The organism is Aliivibrio sp. S4MY1 (assembly GCF_028765545.1).
GTDB lineage: Bacteria > Pseudomonadota > Gammaproteobacteria > Enterobacterales > Vibrionaceae > Aliivibrio.
Window position 1 is genome coordinate 218,870 of sequence record NZ_JARACP010000004.1, and the last position, 25,292, is coordinate 244,161.

Below are 25,292 nucleotides of genomic sequence, written 5' to 3' on the forward strand. Positions count from 1 at the left end.
TATCCGCTTAACTTAATAGGGTGCTTTAATCATGTAATCTTTAATTTGCTCATAAAGACGAAACGACTCAATGTAGCATTTATCTAGTAAGGTAACCCCGGTTTTGTCTTTTCGCTTACTTCCAATGGTTGATGCTATTTTAGCTCTGGAGACTAAATCTGGTGACATACAGTAAGCGGTAACGCTATGTAAATATGGCTTCTCCATATAATCGTCGACAGGTTCTATGAACTGATTAGCATTAGAAATAAATTTGTGCGCAGTTTCTGGCGTAATACAGTAACCTTGTGTTCCACATGTTCTTCTAAGGTAACGAATAATAGATATATTTGAGTTGAGCTTTTCAATAGTTTTATATGCTTTAGGGAAATAAGCAAATAACTTTATAAACCGGTATTTCTTACAATTATCTTGCAGTGAAGTTAGATAAATAGAGAGTTCAGGAATTATATCAATATTATCTTCTAGAATTAAAATAGTTTGATTAAGTTTTTTGCATATTTCCCAAGCAGTATAATGACTAGCAAAGCAAGCTATTTCAGAGTCAAGTAATGTATAACCGAAACGTTTTTTAGTTAGTGGATCATTACGACGCTCGCTATGAGTAAAGTTAGGGATTGATGCATCGATAGCATCAATAAACTCAAACTCAATACCAGCATCATCTAATTGTTTTTGAATACGCTCACGACGATCGACCGAACGTTTTAAACTGACAACAAATACTTTCATATCACCCATATACCAAAATAATGTTAGAAACTAGAAACTAGAAACTAGAAACTAGAAACTAGAAACTAGAAGTACAAGAGCAGTAGTAGCGCTCTTGTACTTAATTTACGATCTTTCTGAAACCTAGCTCTTATAGAAGCAAAGCGGTCTAGTCTCTAGTTAGCAAAGCGTATCATTTTTACTTCTCAGAGCGTTACTTATTAACCAGTGCCATATACTCAGCAACACCATCAGCCACTGACTTAAATTTAACATCGCAACCCGCAGCACGCAGCTTAGTTAAATCCGCTTGCGTAAACTCTTGGTAAGCGCCTTTTAAATGCTCAGGGAATGGAATACTTTGAACTTCGCCTTTACCGTGGTGTTTAATCACAGCATCAGCAACCGCGCGGAACGGTTCAGCACGGCCAGTACCACAGTTGTAAATACCAGAAACACCATTTTCTAAGAACCAAAGATTAACTGCAGCCACATCACCCACGTAAACGAAATCACGTTTAAACTCGTCGCTACCTTCAAATAACTTAGGATCTTCGCCAGCATTCATTTGATTATTTAAATGGAAAGCGACAGAAGCCATAGAGCCTTTGTGTTGCTCACGAGGGCCATACACATTGAAGTAACGGAAACCGGTAATTTGAGATAGCGTTTCATTGTGTACTTCAGCATCAGCCCATAGGCGACGAACGTAGTTATCAAACTGTTGTTTAGAATAGCCGTAGACGTTTAATGCGCCTTCGTATTCACGCTCTTCAATGAAGGTATCAGTGTCGCCATAGGTAGCAGCAGATGAAGCGTATAAGAATGGAATTTCACGTTCGATACAAAAATGAAGCACTTCTTTTGAGTATTCATAGTTGTTCATCATGATGTATTTGCCATCCCACTCAGTGGTAGCAGAGCAAGCACCTTCGTGGAAAATAGCCTCGATAGGGCCAAAGTCATCACCCGCCATAATTTGCGTAATGAAATCTTCTTTATCCATGTAATCAGTGATATCAAGATCAACTAGGTTCTTGAATTTTTTACCATCTTTCAGGTTATCAACCACTAAGATATCGTTAAAGCCGTTGTCGTTTAAAGACTTAACAATGTTGCTGCCAATCATGCCAGCGCCGCCAGTTACAATGATCATTTTGATACCACGATTAAATAAGATAATTGGTGAGATTGTAACAAAGAAAGGAGTAAAAGGCAGCGGTAATTTTGCGACAAGGTATTAGTGAGTGGTCATTAATAGAGACTATACGCTTTGCTAACTAGAAACTATAAGATCATACACTGTGAGTTCTTCATGAGATATGAACCGAAAAGCAAGTTGTAAGTACAATGAATGAAGCGAATTGATTAAATATCGAATGCTTAATGAATAGAAATTGAGCTATAAAAGTGAAGATCTGGAATATATGGGTTAGCGATGTATTTGATTAATCAGTATTACTGGCTTTTATAGTACCTAGTCACGCAGTGAATATAGTTAGTAAAGCGTATAGTTTATTTAAAAAGGAGATCTAATGCCAACACACCCAAAAAACTCAACCCAAGCCACCAACCTTGAAATAAACCTAAAACACCACGGCGGAAAGCTCGGCGTCACCGGTTCTTGCCACGAACTCAATATTAATAACAACGGTAACAATCATGGCATATTAATCGACTGTGGATTATTCCAAGGAAAAGACGCTAAAGACAATGACAAAAAGCTCGACATCGAATTCCCTATATCACACCTAAAAGCATTAATTCTCACCCATACCCACATCGACCACATTGGCCGATTACCTTGGTTATTAGCAAAAGGCTTCAAGCAACCTATATACTGCACACCAGCAACAGCCGAGTTAGTCCCATTAATGTTAGATGATGGCTTAAAATTACAATTAGGCTTAAATAAAGGGAAAAGAACAAGAGTATTAGAACTAATAAGAAAACAGATAAAACCCATACCTTACAACCAATGGCACCAAATTAAACTTAGCCCTATAGCCAAACCTTCTAGTTCTAAAAGATCTTGCTCTACCCTGAAAACTAAGCGCTCTGAACCTTTAAACCTGCTCCTCCGTTTCCAACCCGCAGGCCATATCCTCGGCTCCGCTTATGTCGAAATTAAACTCCCCAATAGTGAAATTGTCGTATTCTCTGGTGATATCGGCCCATCAAATACCCCATTATTACCTGATCCAATTTCACCAAAACGTGCGGACTTATTAGTAATAGAAAGTACTTACGGTAATAAACTTCACGACAGTGTAGAAACCAGAGCCAAAAGATTGCAACAGATAATAGAACACTCACTGCAAGATGGCGGCGCAATCATCATTCCTGCATTTTCAGTAGGTCGAACCCAAGAGCTGCTGTTTGATATAGAACACTTAATCCATCACAACAAAATCGATTCAAAAATCCCAATCATCTTAGATTCCCCATTAGCCAACAAAGTCACCAAGCAATATCGTCGATTCAAAAAACTGTGGAGTAAAGAAGCCAAAATTAAACTCAATAATCAACGTCATCCACTTAACTTTGAACAATGCATCACTATCGAAAGCCACAAAGAGCACATGCAAGTAGTCAACCGACTAAAAAGCACCGCTGAGCCCTGCATCATTGTCGCTGCCAGCGGAATGTGTGCCGGGGGCCGAGTGATGAATTACCTAGAAGCCTTACTGCCAGATAAACGTACCGACATCATTCTAGCTGGCTACCAAGCCCACGGCACCTTAGGACGAGATCTCCAAAACCAAAAATCAAAAGTGTGGATAGATAATCAACCCATAAATGTAAACGCACAAATTCATACGATGTCAGGCTATTCCGCCCACGCTGATCAAGCTGATTTAATTACGTTTGTTGAAGGGATTGAGGAGGGACGGAAGGAGATAGTGGTGGTGCATGGGGAGGATAACGTGCGCGAGGAGTTTGAGAGGGTGCTGGAGACTAGAAACTATACGCTGCGCTAGCTAGATGGAATAGAGTTCAGATCGCTGCGCTTGCAGAGTTCAGAGGTGATTGTTGTAAGTATTTAAATGATATTAGGGGTATATATGCGTTGTGAGAAATTAAAAGTTTGGAAGAGGGCTTGCCGATTATCTTGTGAGATTTACAAAACAACTTCAAGTATTAAGGACTATGGCTTTCGAGACCAAATAACACGCTCTGGGTTATCTGTACCATCGAATATTGCTGAGGGGGAAGAAAGAAGCGGTGTAAAAGAGCAAATACGATTTTTGAATTATTCTCAAGGTTCTGCCGCTGAATTAATAACACAGCTATTTATAGGGATAGAAATAGGATACATAGAAAAACAGAAAGGCTTAGAATTGATAAATGAAACTAAAGAGATTTTAGCTATTATCTCTCAGCTGTCTAAAAATAAGAAAGCAGTGCTGAAGAATTAAAGCGAATACCTCTGAGTTTTGTAAGCAGAGTTATCTGTACTTTTTATAATCTTTAAGGTTTTATTCTATCGATAGTAGAGGAATACCAAAATTAAAAATTATGCAGAAAAACTACAGCGAACACCTCTGAATTCTGCAAGCGAAGCGATCTGAACTCTTCATCCCCATTAACATTTCAGTTATACTTCCACCTCGACATCTCTCAAGTCAAACCATTAACATAAGGCGCACGTTTCCATGAAAACAAAAGACAGAATAATCCTCGGTGCCTTAACCCTCTTTAACCAAAACGGTGAGCGCAATATCACCACCAACCACATCGCTGCACACCTTGAGATCAGCCCTGGTAACCTTTATTACCATTTCCGCAATAAAGAAGAGATCATTAATAGTATTTTTGATAACTACGCGATTGAGTTGAAAACTCGCTTTAAGCCGATGGCTGAAGAAGAGCAATCGAATATGCCTAGCGTGCAACTCATGTTGAGTTACCTTGATTCGATTTTTGAGTTGATGTGGAACTACCGTTTCTTCTACGCTAATTTGCCTGATATCTTGAGCAGAGATGAGAAACTAAAGCAAAAATACACTAAAGCTCAGCTTGCATTACACAATAACTTAATAGCGATCATGAATAACTTCCGTGATTCTGGTTTAATAGCCCTCGAAGATGATGAGCTACAAGCTCTGACTAAAACTCTGCATCTAGTTGCATCATGTTGGATAAATTATCAAACCGCTTTACTATCAGATAATGAAATTACCGAAGCGGTAATCTATCAAGGTATGTTACAGATGCTGAATGTTGTAAGACCAATGGCGACAGAGCAGGGAAGAAAGCAGATATTGGAATTGGAAGAGCATTATCAGAATAGATTATAAAATTTAGAACGGTCGTAAACTTCTTTACAGAGTTAGGAAGTATTAATTGTAATTTATATACTAAAAGTTAGTACCTCTGAACTTTGTTCTTATTTTTATAACCTCTAGTTATTTACACTCCTATATAATTTACGGACAAAAAATAAAATTTGGAACGAAATGAACGATCAAATACCACAGCAGTTTCAGCAACATCCTATGGCATCATCATTTCAGAATGATGAAATTGACTTAAAAGAACTATTCTTAGTCTTATGGGCGGGGAAGTTATGGATTATTGGTGTAACGCTCTTGTTTGCAGTCGGTGCAACAATATTTGCAATTCAATCACCAAATATTTATGAATCAAAAGCAGTGTTAGTTGTTAATGCAGACCCGTATGGATTTATTGAAGACAATGGTTATATCGTCGGTTTGGAGTTAGTACATAAAGCTAATGCTGAATTCCCTTTTATTAGCGGAAAGTCGATGAAGGAAGCTGTTGGAGAATTGGCAAATAGTAGTAGCTCTAATTTTAATAAGTTGTCTTTTTCGATAGATAAGAGAAGTGGTCAAATTTCTGTATCTCAGCAAGGACAAAAAGCAGAAGATACTTATCAAAATATATTGACTTTTAGTCAATATATAAATCAAGCTTATAAGCAGAGAGAGTTAGTTAAAGCCGCTATTGAGCTAACATCAACAAAAGCTCTATTGGAGCAAAACCAAATAGAAAAAGTGAAAAATATGCTTGCAGAAAAGTATGCGCAACAGCTTTATAAAGTTGCGATATTGAAAAATGCAAATACTGAACTACTTCATGTAATCCAAGAACCAGTGAAAGCAACTAGCTATATCAAACCCAAACGAGCATTAATTATTGTGCTAGGTATGCTGTTTGGTGGGATACTAGGAGTTGCTATAGTACTAATTCGATTTGCACTTAGAAAAGAATAACCATGAAAGATAAGGAATTAAATTATATACCTTATTTTTTTGTAAGATACACCACATGTGAAAAATAGAGTAAAATACAGCTCTATTAAATAAATTTAAAATAGTTTATACGCCTTGGGTATGCGTTAGAACCTATGGGCGGTAGCGTATCAAAATTTTACAAAAAAGGACTAAAAATGTACTTATTTACCAGTGAAGTAGTAGCCCCAGGCCATCCTGATAAGTGTGCTGATATCATTTCAGACTCTATTGTTGATGCGCTTATCATCCATGATTCACAATCGCGTGTTGCGAGTGAGGTATTCGTTGCAGGTAAAAATATCATTATTGGTGGCGAAGTAAAAACAACGGCTAACCTTTCACAAGCTGATTATGAAAAAATAGTAAAAGATGCATTAATTAAGATTGGCTACACAGGAAAAGGCGCTTTTACAAAAGAGCAATGCTTACACCCTGATGATATTAATGTTCAAGTATTACTAAACCAACAATCACAAGACATCAACCAAGGTGTTGACCAAGAAAATGGTGAAACTGGTGCGGGTGACCAAGGTATTATGTTTGGCTACGCTATTGCAGAAACGGCTGACTTTATGCCTTCTGCTATTTCTTACGCTCGTATGCTTAGTGATAAGGTATACCATTATGCATTAAACCATGATCATAAACTTGGTGTTGATATTAAAACTCAAGTAACGATGGATTATGGTAATAAAGAAAACTTTGAAAATGGTAAACCTCAAAAAATCCATACCATCGTTGTTTCAGCGCCATCAGTAGAGAATATGCCAATTGAAGAAGTTCGTGCTTTAATTCAAGGGTTGATTGATGATACAGGTTTACCAACAGAACTTTATAACCCTCAAGAAACGATTATTCATATTAACCCAACAGGTCGCTATGTAAATCATAGCTCACTGCATGATTCGGGTTTAACTGGACGTAAACTAATCGTAGATTCATTTGGTGGTTATGCCCCTATTGGTGGTGGTGCGCAATCTTCTAAAGATTACACAAAAGTTGACCGTTCAGGTTTATATGCAGGCCGTTGGTTAGCCAAACATATAGTAGCAGCAGGCCTTGCAACTAAATGTATTGTTCAGCTTTCTTATGCTATTGGTGTAGCAAAACCAACATCAGTATCTGTTGATACACAAGGTACATTTACTAAAGTAGATGATGATGTGTTATCACAATTTATTATTGATAATTTCTCATTGACTCCAAATTGGATAACTAAGAAATTTAATTTGGATAAACCAAGTGCTGAAACTTTCCTATATGCAGATGTTGCATCACGTGGCCAAGTTGGTCAAAGTGACTACCCTTGGGAGCAGTTGGATGAGTTAGATAAGTTTCAATCAATTAAGTGAAATTATTTCAATAATTGATTATCTTTTTCATTCAAAGAGAATTTAATTTTTAGTAGGCGTGATAGTTTTCGTTATTTTTTTGAATTTAAAAACTTTCGTTCGTGTGCTGTGGTTAATAAATATATAGAGATTATTATGGTTAGAAAAAAAGTTCTCACGGTTTTTGGTACTCGTCCCGAAGCTATAAAAATGGCACCTTTAGTGCATGCTCTTGCCTGTGACGAAAGGTTCGAATCTAAGTGTTGTGTTACTGCTCAACACCGTGAAATGCTTGACCAAGTGTTAGAACTTTTTGAAATCACACCAGATTATGATCTTAACTTAATGAAAGTAGGTCAAACGTTAAATGATCTAACAGCCCTAATAATTCAAGAGTTAAAGCCAGTATTACAAGAGTTTAAACCTGATGTGGTTTTAGTTCATGGTGATACAGCAACAACATTTGCGGCAAGTTTAGCGGCATATTATGAGCAAATTGAAGTTGGTCATGTAGAGGCTGGTTTACGAACTAGAAATATTTATTCACCCTGGCCAGAAGAGGCAAATCGTCGTTTAACAGGTGTTTTGACTAAGTATCATTTTGCACCGACAGAAACATCTAAAGAAAACCTTCTTCGAGAAAGCGTTAATTCAGATGATATTACAATTACAGGTAATACAGTGATTGATGCTCTATTAATGATTAAAAATAAAATTGATACAGATGTAACTTTAAAAGAAATACTTACATCACAATTTTCACAGTTGGATCAAAGTAAAAAACTAATTTTAGTTACGGGTCATCGACGAGAAAGCTTTGGTGGTGGCTTTGAACGTATCTGCCAATCATTAGCTCAAACTGCACAAGCACACCCTGAGGTGCAGATTGTTTATCCCATGCATTTAAACCCTAATGTCCGTGAACCTGTAAATCGTATCTTGTCTGGGATTGAAAATATTAAGTTGATTGAGCCGCAGCAATATTTACCATTTATTTATTTAATGATGCGTGCAGATATTATTTTAACTGACTCTGGAGGTATTCAAGAAGAAGCACCTTCACTAGGAAAACCAGTGTTAGTGATGCGAGATACGACAGAGCGTCCAGAGGCAGTAAGTGCTGGCACAGTTAAGTTAGTTGGTACTAATATTGAAATAATTACAACTGAATTAAATAAGTTACTTACCGATGAAAATGCATATAAAGAAATGAGTTATGCACATAATCCATATGGTGATGGTAAAGCTTGTAAACGAATTTTAGACGAATTAAGTAAATAATTATTTAGGAATAGATGAATGTCATTTGAAACTATTGCAGTTGTTGGTTTAGGTTATATTGGTTTGCCGACAGCTGCTATGTTTGCTTCGCGTAAGAAGAAAGTAATAGGTATTGATGTTAATCAACATGCTGTAGATACAATAAATCAAGGTAAAATACATATTGTAGAGCCAGATCTTGATATGATTGTTCATGCAGCTGTGAGTGGAGGCTATTTAAAAGCAACGACTCAACCAGAACCTGCTGATGCCTTTTTAATTGCAGTGCCAACACCATTTTTACCGTGCGAGGAGGGGGATATCCCTGCTCCTGACCTTTCTTATATCGAAGCTGCAAGTAAAGCAATTGCTCCAGTATTGAAGAAGGGTGATTTGGTTATTTTAGAATCTACCTCACCAGTAGGTGCAACAGAGCAAATGGCGATTTGGCTTGCTCAAGATCGTAGCGACCTCACTTTTCCACAAACTCATGGTGAAGATGCTGATATCAACATTGCACACTGTCCTGAGCGTGTTTTACCAGGTCATGTTGTTCGTGAACTTGTTGAAAATGATCGTGTTATCGGTGGGTTAACTAATAAGTGTTCTGAACGAAGTGTTGATCTTTATAAAACGTTTGTAGAGGGCGAATGTATTATTACAAATGCTCGTACAGCCGAAATGGCAAAATTAACAGAAAATAGCTCACGCGATGTGCAAATTGCATTTGCTAATGAACTTTCGATTATTTGCGACAGACTTGATATTGACGTATGGGAACTAATTTCTCTGGCTAACCGCCATCCACGAGTGAATATTCTACAGCCTGGACCTGGTGTAGGAGGCCACTGCATTGCGGTTGATCCTTGGTTTATAGTGTCAAAAACACCCGAAGAAGCACAATTGATTCATACAGCGCGAAAAGTAAACGATAGCAAACCTGGCTGGGTTGTTAATAAAACAAAGATAGCTATTGCGGACTTCCTACAAGAGAATGCTGATAAAATGGTAAAAGATATTACAATAGCTTGTTATGGCTTAGCATTTAAACCGGATATTGATGATTTACGGGAAAGCCCTGCTTTAAATATTGTTAAGGAGATTGTTAAGATACATACGGGTAAAATACTTACTGTGGAGCCTAATATCTCGAACTTACCAGAATCGTTGTCTTGTCAGTTAGTTACATTAGATGATGCAAGAGAAGCGGATATACATATTATGCTTGTTGACCATAAAGAATTTAAAGAACAATCTAAACCTGTTGGAATAGTAATTGATACCAAGGGAATTTGGTAATGTGTGGCATTATCGGCGAGTTTTTTAAAATTACTCCCTCAAAGTTAGATGGATTTTTAGGACGTGTAGATAGAATTAAACATAGAGGCCCAGATGGGCAGGGGATATCTTTTTTTAATAAAGAAAAAAAACATGAAATAAGATCACCTCAAGGGCTATCTTCTTACGATGAAAATTTAAAATACTTATATACTGATGCTCTAGCTCATGTCCGATTAAGCATTATAGACCATAGCCAAGATGGTCTTCAGCCATTTGTAGATGGTGATTTATCGTTAGCATTTAATGGAGAAATATATAATTATATTGAAATTCGCGAAGAATTAAGACTTCTTGGATATGAATTCTCTACGGATACTGATACAGAAGTTGTTTTAAAGTCATATATTGAATGGGGCACTGATTGCTTTCGACGATTCAATGGAATGTGGGGGATATGTATTTATAACAGAGGAAGTGAAACAGTAACATTATCTCGTGATAGGTTCGGTGTAAAACCTCTGTATTATATGGATACAGGCACTAGTTTTTTTGTTTCTTCAGAAATTAAAGCTCTTGATATCTCATTTATAAATAATGACTTTCTTGCCCTATTTTTAGAGAAAAACTATATCGATTTTGATAAGAACACACTTTATGAAAGTGTGTATCAGGTTGAACCAAGCACTGTTTTAATTATCGATAAGCTTCGAGCGAAAACTGAATTTAAGTATTTTGATGTTGACTCATATGAAGATAAAAATGAGTCTGTTTGCGATCTTATTTATGATTCTATAAAGTTAAGAAATAGAGCTGATGTCAAAATTGGAGGGCTGCTTAGTGGAGGGATAGATTCCTCTGTTATTGCTGGTGTTACTAAAAAGTTCAATAGTGATTATAAATTATTTTCAGCGGTGTTTGATGATGGGCGTTTCTGTGAGAAGAAATATATACAAAAAACTGAAGAATATTTAGGTCTTGATGTAGAGTATTTAACTCCAGAAGTGGATAAATTGTCAGAAAGTGTTGCTCAGCAAGTGTATATTCAAGAGAGTCCGTTAAGAAGTATGGCTCAAATATATCAATATCAATTGTACAAATATATAAGTGAAAATACAGATATTAAAGTTGTCTTTAATGGTCAGGGTGCAGACGAGACCTTTTCTGGATATAATGAGCATATCATTTGTTATTATTTAGATCTATTAATAAATTTCAAATTTTCTAAGTTTTCGAAGGAAATCTCTGAGTATAAAATAATCAGTGGTTTAAGTAGAGTAAATATATTAATAAAAATAGTATCATTAGCTTTATCTAAACCTAAAAAGCCTAAGGTTACATTATTGAAAAGTCGTTCGATGTTCCCTCCTCGAACTCTTCAAAATAGATTGAAGTTTAATCTAATGTGTTCGGCGTTACCAGAATATCTCAAGTATGATGATAGGAACTCTATGGCCGTAGGTATTGAATCTAGAGTACCATTCTTAGATTATAGGCTTGTTATGCGAGCTCTTAGCATTTCTCCTGAATTAAAAATATCAGAAGGTGTTGCTAAGATACCACTGAGAGAAATTGCTAGAAAGAATAAGCTTGTAGCTCCTAAAGTCTTGGATAGAAAAGATAAAGCAGGTTTTGTTTCACCTCAAGAGATATATATGAGAACAGGACTTAAGAAAGATATTATTGAACATGTAAATAATATTAAAAAATATAATCAATTCTTCAATGTAAGTGCAATTGATTCGATGATTTATGATTTTTTGAATGATAATCCTGTAGATTATAATATGATTTTTCGACTTTATACAACGTCGATATGGATTGATAAATATAATTTGAGATTCAAAAATGAAGCGTAAGATATACTATATAACTAGAACATATACTCACGACTCTAATAGTGGTGGCGCCTTAATGCGAGAAGGTGCAGTAAAGCAATTTTGTGAACATGGTTATCAAGTAGAAGTTATTTCTCTTTCTAAAACGTTAAATAACATATCACTTGATAATCAATACTTGACACTTTTCGATAATGGTAAAGGTTCAGATAGAGTAAATTGGACGAAACAGAGGTTTGGCTTTTCAGAGGATTACTTGGATGACTGGGCTAATAATTGCGTTAACTATTTACGTCATAAAGTAAACAAAGAGGATATCGTATTTGCTACAACAGGGGGAGATCTTGCTTCCTTGAAAGTTGCTAGTCTAGTAAAGGATAAAACTGACTGTATATACATTGCTAATTTTAGGGATCCTGTTCTTCATACCACGGTAAATAATAAAAGCTTATCACCATTTCTTCACGTAAATCGTGACCATTTGTTAATTAAATATTTAAATAACGCCAATTTAGTTGTTACGAGTTGTAATTCATATAAAGAATATATTGAAGAGAAATTTCAAGGAAGAGTTATAAACAATCATTTTGGATTCTTAGGCAACGAAAGCAATCGAGATTATTCCCACTTACCAAATAACAATAACTCACTTAGCATAGTCTATGCTGGGACGTTGAATAAATATCAAGGTCCAAATTACTATCCTGATGTATTTTCAGGATTAAAGAAAACAAGCTTAACAGTTTACTCTAATAGTGACCCGTTTAAGCGGGAGCATGATAATATTTATATCAAAAAACCTGTGACTAGAGATGAATTATATCAACGTATAATGAAAAATCATAATGCGGGTTTTGTATCTCTTTCTAATCCATACTTTTCTGTTTGTGTACCATCAAAAATATATGAATATATAAATATCGGCCTTCCTATATTTGGATTTCTTCCAGATGGAGAAGCAAGAAGTATTGTTAATGATAATAATTTTGGCTATATAGCAAAGGAGGGGAAGTATTCGGAATTGAGACAAAAGTTAGGCTATTATTCAAATAGATTAGAACTCGTTGATGACTTAAAGATGAATGTGCAGAATTCTCGTGATAAATGGAGTATGAAACATCTATTTTCTGATCTAATAGAAGAAATTAAATTATTGGGAGATCGATGATAATGAATGATATTGTAATTCTAGAACTTTTTGATGCTAAGGGGTATAAACAACGAGTAGAAATTATTCAGAAAGATTCAGATAATATTTCGGTTGATTTATCAAAATACTTTATGAGTTCACATAAAGTATGTCGAAAACTAAATAAAGTAATGTTTGATAAATTTAGTGGTTCGACGGAACCTAGCCTATATATTAGCTTACTAAAATTAGCAGATAAAGACCTTTTTGAATGCTGTAGATTATTAGAAGTAGTTAAATACTATAAAAGTAAAAATAAAAATATCTTAATTAAGACAGGGAGACGAGATTTACTTGAAGATATTATTGATTTACTTAAGGTAGATCTTGACGGTGTCAAAATTGAAAGTGTTAAATCAAAGAAAAGCATAATCAAACATGTTTTTGGTAAATTAGTAAAACTCTCTATTTTTTGCCTTAATCGATTTAGAGTCAAAAGCTATACGACTCAAAAGATATTTTTTTTATATGACGGTAAAATATCTTTTGAGTATGCTAAACCGTACCTCAATAACTGCATAACATATCCATTTCTAACAGGGAAAAATAGTTATAAGAATATTTGTTATGATCAGGATTATTTTATAAATTATAAGTTTGTTTGTCATGAACTTATGATTAAATCGTTTAAAAGATTTAGACAAAATCGTAAATCAATATTAAATACTAGTACACCTATCGCGTTAAAAAAACTTTTAATCCATCATTTATCTGAACTAGAAATACAAGTATTATGTTTTGAAAGTTTAACCATTAAGTTTGATTCATTGGAAAATATTCTAGGGCTTTTTGATGCATACCCTTGTATCGACTATGTAACTAAGGTTTTAAATGATGAATTTGGAGTAAGAACAACTTGTATACCACATGGAGTAAACTTTAAATATAAAGTTCATTATATTTCGTACGGAACTAATATTTATTCTTTTTGGAGTAATGACCACAAAAACCGTTTAGCTCAAAGTGTTATATATAATAACTCAGCAGATAAGATTATAACAGGTAATGTACTATTTAGTTCTATGTCTAATGAAACTAAGCCAGAAAATATAAATGATAAGAGTATCTTGGTTGTAGGTGAATACTTTTCTATAGATGGTTTATACTCATCTCCATTTAATGAAGAGCATACAAGAAGAATGATGTTCACTTTGAAGAAGTTTGTTTTAGATAATTTAGATGTAACGATAAAAATTCGTACAAGACTCAATGATGAATACGCACAAATATGTGCTGAGTATCAATGTGATAATATTACGATCGTTAGCCCAGAGGTATCAATTGAAGAAGAAATAATGAGTAGTTCTCTAATTATTTCAGTTTTTTCAAATGTATTACACGAAGCTTTGATAATGAGAAAACCAGTCCTTCAAGTTAATATGTTAGGTATAGAAAACTATAGAGATTTAGCAAGTGATGGATTGGTTAACTATGCAACGGATGAAGGTGAGTTATATTTAGCTCTGAGAAACTGGAAAATAGGTAATTTAAAACGTATTGATTATGAATTACACGAAAGGAAATATTGCAATCGGTTGATATTTAAACCCATCAAATTAATGGTTTAATAAATTGAATCTAATAAAAACAATAATCAAACATGCGTCAAAATATTTTACTGGTTCTATAATTGCATCAGTAGCCACATTTCTAATGATGAAATATTATACGCATGTTTTTACTCCTGAGCAATTTGGGATTCTCTCATTGTATTTGATTGTGTTTAAATACTTTATAACAATATGTTCCTTAGATGTTCAAAGTAGTGTTAGTCGTTTATATTTTGATTATAAAGATAAAGAAAGGAAAGTTTATATATCAACGGTATTCTGGTTTCTAGTTACTATTTGTAGTGTGGTCTTGATTTTAGGTATGTTTTTATCTGAAAAAATTTCAATCTTGATCTACCCTGAAACTGAAGACATGTTTATTCTTACTATTATTGCTGCAATATTCTCTGTATTTTTAACCTTCTTTACTCGTATACTTTATAATGAGCAAAAATCAACAATTCTATTGAAGCAGTCGATTTTACAGACAACTCTTAATCATGGATTATCGGTGATTTTTATAGCATGCTCAAGTTTAGGGCTTTTGGGACGGCTATTAGGCCAGACATTAGCATCAATGCTCTCGTTATTGTATAACTATATTGTTGCGAATCGGATTGGAATTGTTTCTATTTCACGATCTTTTCAAATGAGCATGCTGAAATCTACATTATTATTATCGATGCCTACTTTGTTATTAGCAGTGCAAAGTATGGTTTTTCTCTATATGGACCGATTCTTAATAAAGTATTATATTGGAGAAAATGCGTTAGGTATATATTCATTTGCATTTATGCTTGGGCAAGGACTAGCTATTTTATACGAAGCTATTTATCAAGCTATTCTTCCTGATGTGTATAAAAAACTAAAAACTGATTATGAATCATCATTAAAAACAATTCATATTTTTTTTAAAAAGTACTTTGTATTTGTATTTGTTATCACAATATGTATTTCTTACTTTAGTGACGTTATATTAGTGGTTATATCTAATCCTAATTACTATGAGTCTTCAAAAGTTATACCTTATATAATGTTTGGTTTCATGATGGGTGGGTTGTATAAAATACCAACATTGGTAATTAATTTCCATAAAAAAATATGGATTTATCCAATAGCTAGTATGTTTTCTTCAATGATTAACTTGGTGTTGAATATATTATTAATTCCTATATTAGGCATAATAGGTGCAGCTTTGGCAAGTTTTTTGGGTTTGTTTGTTTATTCTTCTATTTTACAGATATACACAAATAAATATTATTTAGAGAAGAGAGGATGGTGGGTTTTAATTAGTTACGCTACAGTATTTATTATTGTTATGGGTAATTTTTTTATGGATATAAATGTATAGTATAGTATAGTATTTATTTTTATGAATATATTATACACCTCAGTGTTGTTAAATTTAATGGTATTTAATTAACATTCAAGGGTAAATATCAATTATATATGGGTTCGTTTTTAAAGTTAGGATTTCTTATGAATGAAGTAGATTTAGTAAAACACTATGAGAAAGTTTTTTCTGATAAGTATGGCCGACATTATCAAATGCAAGAAATATTCCCTGAATTATTAAAAGATTCCAAGGTATTAGATTATGGGTGTGGCTGGGGTGGAGTAAGCTCTCTTTTCGTGACAAAGTATGGGGCTAGTGTAGATGCTGTTGATTTATGTCAGGATTCTTTAGATTTGGCTTCCAAGGTGAATTATCATGCTAATATTAACTATGTTCATTTAAAAAACTTTAAATTCCCTAGTTTAGAGTATGATTTAATATTTAGCTCTCAAGTTATTGAACATGTTCATAATCCAGGTACATACTTAAATAATATAAATAAGATGCTTAAAGATGAAGGTAAACTTGTTATAGGTCTTCCTAACGGTTGTAATTTTAATTTATTTTTAGAACAGTTTTTTATGTCTAAAGAAAGAATTATCAAACGTTCACAGCAAAAAATTAATAACTATAATAAAGGTATGGACCATATTAACTCATGGGATATTCAGCACTTTATTACATTATGTGCATCTTGCGGATTTAAAGTGGTTGATTTTATTCCAACAGAAGGTACACCTTTATTTAATCAATTTAGAAAAATCCCTTTAATTGGTAATTACATATATCGATTAAAATGGCTAAAAACCAGAATGTCATATACAATGTTTTTCTTATTAGAAAAAGAAAAACAAGTAGATATTGGTTTTAATGATTAATTGTAACGAGAGTGTGTTTTTTTTGCGCGTATGTTTTTGATGTTTTATTTAGTGCATATTTGAATCTTCGCTAGTACATAGCGCTCCGTTCTGAATTACTATGGATAAATAACACTTAGACATGTTGCTTTTCCAACTTACAAAGTTACTCGTTTATATTTTTAGAATATAGTTAAGTCTAACGTAAAAAAGGGGGGGGGGGAGTAAATAATGAATATTGCATATTTACTATCTCATGATATAACAAGGAATGATGGTGTTACTTTAAAGATACTCACACAGGTGAGTGAGTGGGGTAAGCAAGGGCATAATGTCAAAGTATTTTGTCAAGTGCCATCAAAAGGTGACAGTATTCTTAAAGCAAATCAATATGATGTGGGTAATTCGTATATTAAGTCTCGCTTGTATTCAAATAAAGCACTTTTAAATGATGTTGCTGATTTTAATCCAGATGTGGTTTATTTCCGTTATGATACCTATAGTCAAACTATTCGAACTTTACTATGTAAGTACAGTGTAGTTACTGAAATTAATACAAATGACTTGTCTGAATTTTATGTTTTATTTAAAAAAGAAAAAACAGTTAAATCTTTTATTCGCTATATGATTTATATTTTATTTAGAGGCGCCATTTTTAATAATGTCAAAGGAATTGTTTCGGTTACTAAAGAATTGTCTTTGAATAAAAATATTTCAAAATATAACAAGCAGTCTATAGCTATTTCTAATAGTATTAATATCGATGATTTTACTACAATAAAAAGACCTGGATATAATCGAAAGGGTGTTTTTTTTATTGGTACACCAAATCAGCCATGGCATGGAGTTGACTTTATAGAAGAGCTAGCATCTAATTTAACTCAAATTGATTTTCATATAATTGGTATTGAGGGGCGGGGGGGGCATAACCTACATTATCATGGATATTTAGGAAGAAAAGAATATCAAAACATTATGAAGGAATGCTGTGTCTGTATCGGTTCTTTAGCTATGTATCGAAATGATATGTATGAATCAAATTCTCTTAAGGTCAGAGAATATATTGCAGGTGGTTTTCCTGTTATATTAGGTTGTAAAGACTCAGCGTATATTGATGAAAAACAACCTCACTGGATGAAAATTGTTGATACTCGTTACGGCCTTGATATTGAAAGTTTAGAGCAATTTATTGATAATTATAAAGATTTTGTTATTCCTGATGAACAGAAGTGGCTGATATCTTCACAATACAATGAAAATAGAAGATTACAATTTATAGAGAGTGTAGTATGCAGTGATTAGTGATAACTACAATTTCTTAATTTATTATTCAATATTAAATTTCTTTCTGTTTGTTTTATTATTAGCAATTAATTTTTATGCTCAAGATTCTAGTAATAAATGGCTGTGTGGGGGGGGGGGTAATAATACTATACTGTATTTTCTTTTCTTTTCGTACAGCTGATATTGGTAGTGATGCTGGGAATTATGTTTTATTAATTGATAATTCCGCTGCGTTATCGCAAGATATGTCCCCTATGATTAAAATAATCGCATCTGTTGTGGGTTTTTTAGGGGGAGGGGAAGCTCTTTTCTTTTTTGCTATTTCGATGTTAATTTGTATTACTATCCTATATGCTTTTTATAGATTAGAGAGGAAAGATTTCTTAGTTGTATTTGCAACCTTTACTGTTAGTTTCTTGTTTGTAAATATTAATGTTAATATATTTAGACAGGGCATTGCCATTGCATTTGGGACTTTAGCCCTGAGCTATCTTATAGAAAAGCGTTATATAAAGTATCTGTTGTTCGTCATTCTAGCTACGTTTACTCATACTAGTGCAGTTATTCTTTTATTATCATTCATGTTGGTGTTTTTTATGCGTAGTAAATGCTATATATTTATATATATAGCATGCTGCGCTGTTTTTTATATGCTTGATATGAGTTTGGCGCAGATTGTATTTCATTTTAAGGAAAACCATTGGTCTTTCGCTCGCTTATATTGGTATTTAACTTGGAATAAGAGTAATGTATTTACTTTGAAGCACATCTATTATTTATATTTGATTATTATTATCATTTTCTTATCCGTTTTTGAACGATTGAATGATAAGCAAGTTCGATTATTTTTGGTGTTTTTGACTATTCCTAGCATAATGACAATATTTAGAATTGATGCTTTTTTGGTCGATCGTTTTACGTTTTATTTTATTCCTGTATCTGTTTTGTTAACATTCCAATTATTTAAAATTTTCAACCTAAGAAATAATGTTTATGTACAAGCTCTTTTTGTTATTTCTTTATATTTTTGGTTGGTTAAGAGTATCTTACAATTCAATATTTGGTGGGGGGGAGTATGACAGTAGAAGTATTATTATCAACATATAATGGCGAAGCCTATCTTCAAGAACAGCTTGACTCTTTAGTCTCCCAAAGCTGCAATGATTTTTTTGTTACCATCCGTGATGATGGTTCTAGTGATGCAACTATATCGATTATTGAAGAATATATTTTTCGATATCCGGAACTGTTTTTTTTGTCTACAGCGGATAAAGGTAATCTGAAGGCTGCCGGTAGTTTCATGGCCTTGATTAGAGCGAGTACGGCAGAATACGTTATGCTGTGTGATCAAGATGATATTTGGGATCCTGAAAAGATTGAGATTTCTCTAAGGAAAATAAAGCAATTAGAGCAAGAAGATGCTTCAATACCAATCTTAGTCTTTTCTGATCTTAGGTTGATGGATAACTCTGGAAATGTATTCTGCGAATCTTTTTGGGAGTTTCAAAGTCTGGACTGCCAAGTTGCAAAGGACTGGCGTAAGTTGTTAACTCTTAATGTTGTCACTGGCTGCACTGTTATTATAAATAGAATGGCCATTAGTGTATCTTTACCGTTTGCTCTCCCTGAGATGCTGCATGACCATTGGATTGCTGTAAATGTTTCGAGGTATGGTAAGATAGGCTACATCCCTTCAGCAACTATTTCGTATCGACAGCATTCTTCGAATGTTGAAGGGGCCCACAGGTTTTCAATACGTTATGTTTTACGTAAGTCTCAAAATTCATTACGGATATTGAATCTATTGTATAAAAAAAGCTGTTATTTTAATCAGGTCAGCTTTTTAACACTTTGTTTTTATAAAGTAACTCTTAATTTTAAAAGGTTTTTTTAACCACTATGAACGAAAAACTTACCTGTCTAATATGTGACTCTTCTGATTGGCATATGTACTGTAAAATTGATAATGGCAATCATGATGTATTGATATGCAAGCAATGTTCTTTTTGCCAACTTTCTCCAATTCCGACAAAGGGAGAGTTGGATTTATTCTATGCTAGTAAATATAGAGATCAATATTCAAATCAAAATACAGTAGATAAAAATGTTATTAGTTATGAACAACTAAGGGCCGATAGAATACTCAAGGTTCTGCGCCCTTACTTTAGTAAGGACTCTAGGAATATCTTGGATATTGGATGCAGCAGCGGAACGTTATTACAGAATATTGCTACTCTTTGTGATGATAAGCCAATTATCCATGGTATAGAAATGAATGATAATTATAGGAAGCATATAATAAAAGAAGGCATTGCTTCGGAAGACAATATTTCTAATCAAGATATAGGTACATATTACCTTGGAAAAGAAGGAAAGTTTGATTTTATTTCTATAGTCCATGTATTAGAGCATCTGCAAAATCCTGGAGATGCGCTTTACTCTATCCATAATTTATTGTCAGATAACGGTAGGTTATACATTGAAGTTCCTAATATGAAAACACCTTATGCTAAATTGGTAGGTGAGTATTTTATTTTATACCATCTTTACTATTTTACAGGGTATACATTAGAGAAACTGTTGAATAAATATGGCTTCAATATTATCAAGTCCCAACAAATTGCAAATACTAGTGTTTGTTTTATTTGCGAAAAAGGAGCAATCACAGAGATAGATAAGTCAGAATCAAAACAAGAGTTTCAGAAAGTATTATCACGGTTGACGTATTATAAAGTTACCTTCCCAATCCGGAAATTGCGGCCACATGTTATACGAACTTTGGATTTACTAGGAGTTAAAGAGTTAGCAAAATCTCTTTTAAAACGAGATCAATAAGCTAGTAGGGGAAACTTTAAATGAAAATATTAGTCACTGGCGGCGCAGGCTTTATCGGTTCAGCAGTGGTTCGTCACATTATCAGTAATACACAAGATAGCGTTATTAACCTAGATAAATTGACTTATGCGGGTAATTTAGAATCACTATCTGATGTGAGTTCTCATGAGCGCTATGCGTTTGAACAAGTTGATATTTGTGATAGAGCTGAATTAGACCGAGTATTTTTAGATCATAAGCCAGATGCGGTAATGCACCTAGCCGCTGAGTCTCATGTTGATCGCTCTATTGATGGCCCCGCTGCTTTTATCGAAACCAATATTGTAGGCACTTATACTTTACTTGAAGCGACACGCTCTTATTGGAACACTTTAGCTGATGATAAAAAACAAGCCTTTCGTTTCCATCATATATCAACTGATGAAGTATATGGAGACTTAGAAGGAACGGATGACTTGTTTACTGAAACAACATCGTATGAGCCATCTTCACCATATTCTGCATCAAAAGCCTCTTCTGACCATTTGGTGCGCGCTTGGCTGCGTACCTATGGATTACCAACGATGGTAACGAACTGCTCAAATAATTATGGTCCGTATCACTTCCCTGAAAAGCTCATTCCATTGATGATTTTAAATGCACTCGATGGTAAATCATTACCGGTTTACGGAAATGGTATGCAAATTCGTGATTGGTTATTTGTTGAAGACCACGCACGTGCTTTATATAAAGTGGTGATGGAAGGTGTAGTAGGTGAAACCTACAATATTGGTGGCCATAACGAAAAAGCAAACATTGACGTTGTTAAAACTATTTGTTCATTACTTGAAGAGTTAGTTCCTAATAAACCAGAAGGTGTTAATCATTATCTTGATTTAATTACCTATGTAACAGACCGCCCTGGGCACGATGTTCGCTACGCCATTGATGCATCGAAAATTGAGCGTGAGCTAGGCTGGAAACCAGAAGAAACATTTGAATCAGGCATTCGTAAAACCGTTGAATGGTATTTAGATAACAAACAATGGTGGTCTCGCGTGCTAGATGGCTCTTATGCCGGAGAGCGTTTAGGCGTATCTTCAAAGTCTATAGAAATTGAAAAGGCGGCTAAATAATGAAAGGTATTGTACTTGCTGGTGGCTCTGGTACGCGTTTATACCCACTAACTCGTGGCGTATCAAAACAGCTTTTGCCTATTTACGATAAGCCAATGGTGTTTTATCCAATATCTACTTTAATGCTTGCGGGTATTAAAGATATTCTAATCATTACAACGCCTGAAGATAATGCCGGTTTTAAACGCTTATTGGGCGATGGCTCTGATTTTGGTATTAACCTTGAATATGCCATTCAACCAAGTCCTGATGGGTTAGCGCAAGCGTTTATTATAGGTGAAGAATTCATTGGTGATGACAGTGTATGTTTAGTGCTTGGTGATAATATTTTCTATGGTCAATCATTTAGTCAGCAATTAAGTCGAGCATGTGAGTTGACTTCTCAAGGGGTAGCAACGGTGTTTGGTTATCAAGTAAAAGACCCTGAGCGTTTTGGTGTGGTTGAATTTGATGAAAAGATGAAAGCGGTCTCGATTGAAGAAAAGCCTGAAACACCGAAATCAAATTATGCGGTAACAGGCTTATATTTCTATGATAATCGAGTGGTAGAAATGGCAAAACAAGTCAAACCTTCGCATCGTGGTGAGCTTGAAATAACTACGCTAAATGAAATGTACCTTAACGATGGCTCACTGAACGTTGAATTACTCGGTCGTGGCTTTGCATGGTTAGATACAGGCACACATGAGAGTTTGCATGAAGCTTCTTCGTTTGTACAAACGATTGAAAATGTACAAGGCCTTAAAGTCGCGTGTTTAGAAGAGATTGCTTGGCGTAATAATTGGTTAAGCGACGAGCAAGTATTAACTCTTGCAAAACCGATGATGAAAAATGAATACGGTCAGTATCTAACGCGTTTAGTGAATGAAAATAAGAAGAAGGTCGCGAGCTAATGCGAGTATTGATTACAGGTTGTCACGGACAGGTTGGACATTGTTTAACTCAACAGCTTGCTGGTAATGAAAATACAACCGTATTAGCACTTGATAAAGAGAATCTTGATATTACAAATCAAGAGGCGGTAAATGCCGCCGTGGTTGAATTTCAGCCAAATATCATCATTAATGCTGCAGCTCATACTGCGGTAGATAAAGCGGAAGAGGAAGTTGAACTTTCTTATGCGATTAATCGTGATGGACCTAATTATTTAGCGCAAGCCGCACAACGTACTGGCGCTGCAATCCTGCATATTTCAACGGATTATGTCTTTGAAGGCAACAAAGTGAGCGAGTATCAAGAAACCGATACGACAAACCCACAGGGTGTTTACGGCGAGAGTAAATTAGCGGGTGAAATTGCGGTTGCCAATGCGTGCGATAAACACATTATTCTTCGTACCGCTTGGGTTTTTGGTGAAAATGGTAATAATTTTGTGAAGACCATGCTACGTCTAGGCGCTACACGGAATGAGCTCAGCATCGTAGGAGACCAATTTGGTGGTCCGACATACGCGGGTGATATTGCTCATGTATTAATTCAAATAGCAAAGCGAATCACAGAAGGTGGTGATGTTGAGTACGGTGTTTATCATTATTCAGGTTTACCTCATGTGAGTTGGTTTGAATTTGCTGAAACTATTTTTGATACAGCGGTTAAACAAACCGTTATTTTAAATAAGCCGAGCTTAACAAGTATTACAACTGACCAATACCCAACACCAGCAAAGCGACCAAGTAATTCTCGATTAAGTACCGATAAAATCACAAAGAGCTTTGCGATTAAGGCGAGTGATTGGGCAGCGGCATTAAACAATATCCAAGCATATAAAGGTTAAGATAATGAAAGTAATCGATACTCGAATACCTGATGTGAAAATTATAGAGCCTAGTATTTTTGGTGATGAGCGTGGTTTCTTTATGGAGACCTGGAATCAAAAGCAATTTGAAGAGCTTGTAACAGGTAAGCCGACCCAATTTGTGCAAGATAATCATTCAAAATCGAAGAAAGGGATTTTGCGTGGTTTACATTACCAAACGGAAAATACGCAAGGTAAACTAGTGCGTGTGGTGTCTGGTGAAGTGTTTGATGTAGCTGTAGATATTAGAAAAAATTCACCGACGTTTGGTCAATGGGTTGGTGAGTATTTGTCGGCAGAGAATAAGCGCCAACTTTGGGTACCAGAAGGTTTTGCACATGGTTTTTATGTGACGAGTGAAGAGGCGGAGTTTGTTTATAAATGTACGGATTATTACAATCCTAGCGCTGAGATATCAATCGCTTGGAATGATGATGCTCTTGGTATTGAGTGGCCTGTGAATACCCATCATTATGCACCATCATTATCTCATAAAGATATGGTAGCACCTTCATTGAATGGAGTTATGAACCTGCTATGAAACAAGTGGTAGTTATTGGCACTGTTGGTATTCCTGCAAGTTATGGTGGCTTCGAATCTCTTGTTGAAAATTTAACGTTAAATAGAGATTGTGAAACGCAGTATTCAATTTTTTGCTCATCAAAACACTATACTGAAAAATTAAGCGAACATAATAAGGCTAAACTGTTTTACTTACCATTGAAAGCTAATGGCCCTCAAAGTATTCCTTATGACATTTTATCTATGATAAAAGCCTGGAGATTAAAACCTGATGTGACGCTAATTTTGGGCGTTTCTGGCTGTATATTTCTTCCTGTTTTTAGACTATTTTCAAAATCAAAAATTGTCACTAATATTGATGGTTTAGAGTGGAAGCGCGAAAAATGGGGGAAATGGGCAAAACGATTTCTTAAATTATCAGAATTGGTGGCTGTAAAATATTCAGATGTTGTAGTTACAGATAATCAAGCCATTACTGATTATGTAAAAGAAGAATATGGGGTAGCGTCAGAAACAATTGCTTATGGTGGTGATCATGCAGTGATAGGGTTCCAGGATTTTTCATTAGAAGATCAAGAAGCCTATGCTTTAGGACTGTGTCGTATAGAACCTGAAAATAATGTCCACATGATTCTTGAGTCTTACTCAAAAACTGAATATAAAATTAAATTTGTGGGTAATTGGAACGCAAGTGAATTTGGCTGTAGGATGAAAAGCATATACTCTAAATTTGCAAACATCGAGTTATTAGATCCCATCTACGATCTTGAAACGCTCTATAAGCTTCGTCGTGGCTGTTCTGTGTATATACATGGCCACTCAGCTGGTGGTACAAACCCTTCATTAGTGGAAATGATGCATTTTGGTATCCCCATTATTGCATTTGATTGCAGTTTTAATCGTTATAGCACTGAAGATAAAGCAATGTACTTTAAAGATTGTGATGATTTAGTGGAAATACTAAATAAAAATAGTGATGTGGTTGAACTAACGGATAGGGGGGGATTTATGCAAGATATAGCTCAGAAGCGTTATACATGGACAAAAATTTCACAACAATATGAGAACACGTATTTATAAATAGTACACTCCAGTAAGTAGTATACTAAGCTTAATTTTTAAGAGGTTGAAGC

General features: G+C 34.6%; 23 protein-coding genes. 21 read left to right on the plus strand and 2 right to left on the minus strand.

The features are described from left to right. Nucleotides 1-12: 12 nt before the first annotated feature. Together PVK71_RS06515 and rfaD are read right to left on the minus strand one after the other, a co-directional pair. Nucleotides 13-732, minus strand: coding sequence for a glycosyltransferase family 25 protein (locus tag PVK71_RS06515; RefSeq protein ID WP_274419082.1), 720 nt, complete (start codon nt 730-732; stop codon nt 13-15). 193 nt (nt 733-925) lie between these two features. Beyond that, nucleotides 926-1,867, minus strand: coding sequence for an ADP-glyceromanno-heptose 6-epimerase (gene rfaD, locus PVK71_RS06520; protein ID WP_274419083.1), 942 nt, complete (start codon nt 1,865-1,867; stop codon nt 926-928). Between the two features lie 379 nt (nt 1,868-2,246). Here rfaD and PVK71_RS06525 point away from each other — a divergent pair, with 379 nt between their 5' ends. The 21 genes from PVK71_RS06525 (at nt 2,247) to PVK71_RS06625 (ending at nt 25,239) form a co-directional block, all read left to right on the plus strand. Continuing rightward, nucleotides 2,247-3,692 (plus strand): MBL fold metallo-hydrolase RNA specificity domain-containing protein, encoded by a 1,446-nt coding sequence (locus PVK71_RS06525; protein ID WP_274419084.1) that lies wholly within the window; start codon nt 2,247-2,249, stop codon nt 3,690-3,692. Between the two features lie 84 nt (nt 3,693-3,776). Continuing rightward, nucleotides 3,777-4,130, plus strand: a complete 354-nt coding sequence (locus PVK71_RS06530; protein WP_274419085.1) for a four helix bundle protein — start codon at nt 3,777-3,779, stop codon at nt 4,128-4,130. Between the two features lie 237 nt (nt 4,131-4,367). Then, entirely contained in the window at nt 4,368-5,012 is a 645-nt protein-coding gene (locus PVK71_RS06535; protein WP_274419086.1) for a TetR/AcrR family transcriptional regulator, read from the plus strand. A 159-nt stretch (nt 5,013-5,171) separates the two neighbouring features. After that, nucleotides 5,172-5,948, plus strand: coding sequence for a Wzz/FepE/Etk N-terminal domain-containing protein (locus tag PVK71_RS06540; protein WP_274419087.1), 777 nt, complete (start codon nt 5,172-5,174; stop codon nt 5,946-5,948). A gap of 176 nt (nt 5,949-6,124) precedes the next feature. Then, nucleotides 6,125-7,321, plus strand: a complete 1,197-nt coding sequence (gene metK, locus PVK71_RS06545) for a methionine adenosyltransferase (RefSeq protein WP_274419088.1) — start codon at nt 6,125-6,127, stop codon at nt 7,319-7,321. A gap of 135 nt (nt 7,322-7,456) precedes the next feature. Further along, entirely contained in the window at nt 7,457-8,581 is a 1,125-nt protein-coding gene (wecB, locus tag PVK71_RS06550; protein ID WP_274419089.1) for a non-hydrolyzing UDP-N-acetylglucosamine 2-epimerase, read from the plus strand. A gap of 18 nt (nt 8,582-8,599) precedes the next feature. Next, nucleotides 8,600-9,859 carry a UDP-N-acetyl-D-mannosamine dehydrogenase gene (wecC, locus tag PVK71_RS06555; protein WP_274419090.1) on the plus strand — a complete coding sequence of 420 codons (1,260 nt, stop codon included), beginning with the start codon at nt 8,600-8,602 and terminating at the stop codon, nt 9,857-9,859. Continuing rightward, nucleotides 9,859-11,697: an asparagine synthase (glutamine-hydrolyzing) gene (gene asnB / locus PVK71_RS06560; protein ID WP_274419091.1), complete on the plus strand. Its 1,839-nt coding sequence runs from the start codon at nt 9,859-9,861 to the stop codon at nt 11,695-11,697. Before wecC ends, asnB begins: the two co-directional genes overlap by 1 nt. Next, nucleotides 11,687-12,844 (plus strand): hypothetical protein, encoded by a 1,158-nt coding sequence (locus PVK71_RS06565; RefSeq protein WP_274419092.1) that lies wholly within the window; start codon nt 11,687-11,689, stop codon nt 12,842-12,844. The genes asnB and PVK71_RS06565 overlap by 11 nt, the downstream gene beginning before the upstream one ends. Nucleotides 12,845-12,846: 2 nt before the next feature. Continuing rightward, complete coding sequence (locus tag PVK71_RS06570; RefSeq protein ID WP_274419093.1) at nt 12,847-14,433, plus strand: hypothetical protein; 1,587 nt, start codon at nt 12,847-12,849, stop codon at nt 14,431-14,433. Nucleotides 14,434-14,437: 4 nt separating this feature from the next. Continuing rightward, nucleotides 14,438-15,766 carry a lipopolysaccharide biosynthesis protein gene (locus PVK71_RS06575; RefSeq protein ID WP_274419094.1) on the plus strand — a complete coding sequence of 443 codons (1,329 nt, stop codon included), beginning with the start codon at nt 14,438-14,440 and terminating at the stop codon, nt 15,764-15,766. Between the two features lie 128 nt (nt 15,767-15,894). Further along, entirely contained in the window at nt 15,895-16,629 is a 735-nt protein-coding gene (locus PVK71_RS06580) for a class I SAM-dependent methyltransferase (RefSeq protein ID WP_274419095.1), read from the plus strand. 210 nt (nt 16,630-16,839) lie between these two features. After that, nucleotides 16,840-17,910, plus strand: a complete 1,071-nt coding sequence (locus tag PVK71_RS06585; protein ID WP_274419096.1) for a hypothetical protein — start codon at nt 16,840-16,842, stop codon at nt 17,908-17,910. A gap of 77 nt (nt 17,911-17,987) precedes the next feature. Then, nucleotides 17,988-18,971, plus strand: coding sequence for an EpsG family protein (locus PVK71_RS06590; protein ID WP_274419097.1), 984 nt, complete (start codon nt 17,988-17,990; stop codon nt 18,969-18,971). After that, on the plus strand, nt 18,968-19,786 hold the full coding sequence (locus PVK71_RS06595) for a glycosyltransferase family 2 protein (protein ID WP_274419098.1): 819 nt from the start codon (nt 18,968-18,970) through the stop codon (nt 19,784-19,786). Before PVK71_RS06590 ends, PVK71_RS06595 begins: the two co-directional genes overlap by 4 nt. A 5-nt stretch (nt 19,787-19,791) precedes the next feature. After that, nucleotides 19,792-20,727: a class I SAM-dependent methyltransferase gene (locus PVK71_RS06600; RefSeq protein ID WP_274419099.1), complete on the plus strand. Its 936-nt coding sequence runs from the start codon at nt 19,792-19,794 to the stop codon at nt 20,725-20,727. Nucleotides 20,728-20,747: 20 nt separating this feature from the next. Next, nucleotides 20,748-21,842, plus strand: coding sequence for a dTDP-glucose 4,6-dehydratase (gene rffG / locus PVK71_RS06605; protein ID WP_274419100.1), 1,095 nt, complete (start codon nt 20,748-20,750; stop codon nt 21,840-21,842). Continuing rightward, on the plus strand, nt 21,842-22,735 hold the full coding sequence (gene rfbA / locus PVK71_RS06610; RefSeq protein ID WP_274419101.1) for a glucose-1-phosphate thymidylyltransferase RfbA: 894 nt from the start codon (nt 21,842-21,844) through the stop codon (nt 22,733-22,735). The genes rffG and rfbA overlap by 1 nt, the downstream gene beginning before the upstream one ends. Next, nucleotides 22,735-23,616: a dTDP-4-dehydrorhamnose reductase gene (rfbD, locus tag PVK71_RS06615; protein WP_274419102.1), complete on the plus strand. Its 882-nt coding sequence runs from the start codon at nt 22,735-22,737 to the stop codon at nt 23,614-23,616. Before rfbA ends, rfbD begins: the two co-directional genes overlap by 1 nt. Before the next feature lie 4 nt (nt 23,617-23,620). Beyond that, nucleotides 23,621-24,178, plus strand: coding sequence for a dTDP-4-dehydrorhamnose 3,5-epimerase (gene rfbC, locus PVK71_RS06620; RefSeq protein WP_274419103.1), 558 nt, complete (start codon nt 23,621-23,623; stop codon nt 24,176-24,178). Further along, nucleotides 24,175-25,239, plus strand: a complete 1,065-nt coding sequence (locus PVK71_RS06625) for a DUF1972 domain-containing protein (protein ID WP_274419104.1) — start codon at nt 24,175-24,177, stop codon at nt 25,237-25,239. Before rfbC ends, PVK71_RS06625 begins: the two co-directional genes overlap by 4 nt. The last annotated feature ends 53 nt before the right edge of the window (nt 25,240-25,292 follow it).